The 3,524-nt window shown below is 37.3% G+C and carries 4 protein-coding genes; 3 read left to right on the top strand and 1 reads right to left on the bottom strand.

Annotated features, from left to right (window positions below):
• Nucleotides 1–334: 334 nt before the first annotated feature.
• From ABDZ53_RS07295 to ABDZ53_RS07285, 3 genes are read left to right on the top strand one after another with little or no spacing between them, the layout of a single operon-like run.
• On the top strand, nucleotides 335–937 hold the full coding sequence (locus ABDZ53_RS07295; RefSeq protein WP_343755065.1) for an NfeD family protein: 603 nt from the start codon (nucleotides 335–337) through the stop codon (nucleotides 935–937).
• A gap of 15 nt (nucleotides 938–952) precedes the next feature.
• The gene (floA, locus tag ABDZ53_RS07290; protein WP_343755063.1) at nucleotides 953–1,942 is read left to right on the top strand and encodes a flotillin-like protein FloA; all 990 of its coding nucleotides are present in this window, start codon (nucleotides 953–955) and stop codon (nucleotides 1,940–1,942) included.
• A 4-nt stretch (nucleotides 1,943–1,946) separates the two neighbouring features.
• The gene (locus ABDZ53_RS07285; protein ID WP_343755061.1) at nucleotides 1,947–2,423 is read left to right on the top strand and encodes a hypothetical protein; all 477 of its coding nucleotides are present in this window, start codon (nucleotides 1,947–1,949) and stop codon (nucleotides 2,421–2,423) included.
• A gap of 46 nt (nucleotides 2,424–2,469) precedes the next feature.
• Here ABDZ53_RS07285 and ABDZ53_RS07280 read toward each other — a convergent pair whose 3' ends face one another.
• Nucleotides 2,470–3,426, bottom strand: a complete 957-nt coding sequence (locus tag ABDZ53_RS07280; RefSeq protein WP_343755059.1) for an aromatic acid exporter family protein — start codon at nucleotides 3,424–3,426, stop codon at nucleotides 2,470–2,472.
• Between the last annotated feature and the right edge of the window lie 98 nt (nucleotides 3,427–3,524).

The following is a 3,524-nucleotide window of genomic DNA, read 5'->3' as shown; positions in this document are numbered from 1 at the left end:
TATGTTAATTATAGGATACTCTCTCTTTTCTGTCATGGCTTAGATTGCGAAGCAATCATATTGTTTTTTATACTCTTATTGTAACCTAGCAGAAGAACTTTACCAAATTTTTCCTCTTATCACTTATACTCTTATTTCTAATAATTATAAACAGAAATATGTATATTCCCTGATTATCCTTGTCGTCAATCTTTATAAAGCCCTTTTATGCAGTTATGCTTGCCATTTATTTGTATAATCCGCCTCTAGACCGATGACTTCACATTATTAAAATGGTATGATAATTATGTAATATTCGGATAGTCAGACACCTTTGAAAGGAGGCACTTAAATTATGGAAGGATTACTGCTTGGATTGGGATTCATTGGTGTAGCAGTTGCCATCCTTACACCTTTTGTTAAAAGCGCTACCGGATTGACATTAATTAGCTTAGCTCTCTACTTTAACTTTGTCGGTCTTGAAACATGGTTACCTGTCATTCTCTTTACTGCAGGACTCTTACTCATTATACTGGAAGTATTTATCCCAGAGTTCGGACTACTTGGTATAACTGGAATTGTTTTACTGCTGATGGGACTTTACATGACTATTGGAGATTTGAGTCAAACTGTAAGAGACCTCAGTCTATCTGTTGTTATTACTGCAGGAGTCGTTCTCTATCTAGTCAGAAACGGTTATTCATTAACTAATGTGAATAAATTAGTGTTAAATAATGATCTTCAAAAGAAAGAAACACAGACACCAGAAGAACGCAGAGTAGTGGAGAGTGGAATGGAAGGGACAGCATCTACGCCCCTACGCCCCTCCGGTAAAGTCACATTTGGAGAAGACGACCTCTTATATGATGTATTAAGTATCGACGGGCATATTTCAAAAGGAACGATTGTCATTGTAGACAAAGTTAAAGGAACAAAAATAACTGTAAGAAAAAAATAGATGGGAGAAATGTAAATGAATTATTTAGATAACGGATTTATCGGCATTATCATTACCGCAGTCATCATCATTATTTTAATCAGTATTTTCCTTCGATTTGTGCCAGTAGGCTTATGGGTTACCGCTTACTTTTCAGGAGTAAAGGTCGGCATTGGAACACTAGTGGGGATGCGATTGAGACAAGTAAGCCCTCATTCTATTATTCGCCCGCTTATTAAAGCAACCAAAGCTGGACTAGACTTAAACACAGACCAGTTAGAAGCTCATTTTCTAGCAGGAGGAAATGTCAACACGGTTATCGATGCATTAATTGCCTCTCATCGTGCTGAAATTGATTTAGAATTTGAAAAAGCAGCTGCGATAGACTTAGCTGGTCGTAACGTGTTTGAAGCTGTTCAGGTTTCTGTTAACCCTAAAGTTATCGTCACACCTGATATTGCCGCTGTAGCAAAAGACGGTATTGAAATTATTGCCAAAGCTAAAGTGACTGTAAGGGCTAATATAGAGCGCTTAGTCGGTGGTGCTGGTGAAGACACCATTATTGCTCGTGTAGGTGAAGGTGTGGTCACCACTGTTGGTTCTGCCGAGAGACACTCAGATGTTCTTGAAAATCCTGATATGATTTCTAAAACTGTATTAGGCAAAGGCTTAGATTCAGGAACAGCTTTTGAAATTTTATCCATTGATATTGCGGACGTTGATGTCGGTCGAAACATCGGAGCTAAGTTACAGACTGAGCAGGCAGAAGCAGACAAAAACATTGCACAAGCTAAAGCAGAAGAGCGTCGTTCTATGGCGATTGCACAAGAACAAGAGATGCGTGCGGAAACTCAAAAAATGCGTGCTAAAGTGGTTGAATCCGAAGCTCAAGTTCCATTGGCTATGGCAGAAGCTCTTAGAAGTGGAAATATTGGAGTCATGGATCACTACAAAATGAAAAATATTAATGCAGATACAGAAATGAGAAGCTCTATTTCTAACCAATCAAGCGAAGAAGAAGAGTGATAACATGCCTTTTATGATTATATGGATTTTACAGATGCTTGTATTCTTTCTTTTCATCAGTGCAGTGGTTTTCTTCTTTTCTAAAAAAGGAAGCGGAACAACCAATCAAAATCGGCCTAATCAAGAGAACAGAGAGCAGCCTGTAGAAAAAGAATGGGCACCCGTAGAACGGAAACAGCCTGCAACTAAACCGCAGACGAGAAATGTCCAGCACAATCGAAACCAGTCTACTCACTCTGAAAGAAAAGAACAGCAGCACAGAGACCGCAGACAGGGTTTAGCCAATCATAGAGCAGACAGACTAAAAAATCGTCGTTATGCTCATATAGAGCAAAGTCAAAAACCTGTTTTAGAAAATGTAGTGACATTAAAATCTAAAAAGAAAAAAAGTAAGGCCTCTACTTTTAAAGGGAGTAACTTAAAACAAGCTATTCTTTATAAAGAAATTTTAGATAAGCCTTTATCATTAAGAGACGAATAAAAAACGCATGGTCACTTCCTCAAAATGGAAGAATGACCATGCGTTTTCATTTGTTCTGTTCAAGATAAAATTCTTTTTTCAATTGTAAAAATCTATCAATATCATTTAATAACTGAAAGAGAATTGCTCTGCTCTCAAATTCGTCTCTTGTTTGAGGTAATGGCGACTGGCGAAATTCTTTATACAGCAAGGCTAAATTTTGGAGTAATTCAATGCCGGTATTCGTTTCGTGAAACTGTAGAGAAATATCTTCAAATACTTGAGCTAACCTCGCGTTCTGATCTATTCTCAATTGTATGTTGCAGACATCTCTAGCCATTTTTTTCATTATATCTAACTGATTTCTTCTCATCCGCACATATTTTATGTAGTAATTATCTTTATTCAGCAATTGATTATTGTATTCAGTTAAGGCCCGTTCTTCTGCATTTATTAAAAGTGTATGGACTTGACGAATATGGTTATTCAATTGTTCATTCTCTGTTTTTTCCAACAACTGTACCGATAAATAATGCAGAATCGTTCGCATGCCTTCTTCTATTTCTTCAATTTTCTGATCCAGCACTTGTTTTTGTGATGGCATCCATAAGTTAAAGCCAACGGCCATGATCGCTCCGATAGTCATGAGCAACAAGCCATTAACTTGCCAGTACATGCTCGTGCTTTCTGCTATCATAAAATGAGTCACTAATACGGAACAGGGAGCGATCCCATCTTCTAGGTGAAAGCGATAGGCCACTGGGACATAAATGAATAAATAGACCCCAAAAGCCAATACAGTGAAGCCCATGAAATAGAAAACAATAGTAGCAATGATAAAAGCTACTATTGTTGACAATATACGAGCGGAAGCAGTCATCAGTGACTCCTTCTTTGTGTCTAATACACTTAGGATAGCGATTATTCCCGCTGCAAGAGGGTTTTCCAGTTGTAGAAATTGAGCAATCAAGATAGATAGACTTGTTGATAAGACAATTTTAAGTGTTTTTTCGGATAGTTTCATTTATTATCCCCCATCGTCAGAGTGGTTAGTGTCAATACTTTCTTTTAATAATTGCTTACAATGGTTGTTATATCAAGGAAAAACAAAAAAACACTTGC

This window comes from Alkalibacterium iburiense (genome assembly GCF_039521845.1).
GTDB lineage: Bacteria > Bacillota > Bacilli > Lactobacillales > Carnobacteriaceae_A > Alkalibacterium > Alkalibacterium iburiense.
The sequence above is the reverse complement of the archived record's forward strand: the minus strand, read 5'-3'. Positions and strand labels throughout refer to the sequence as shown.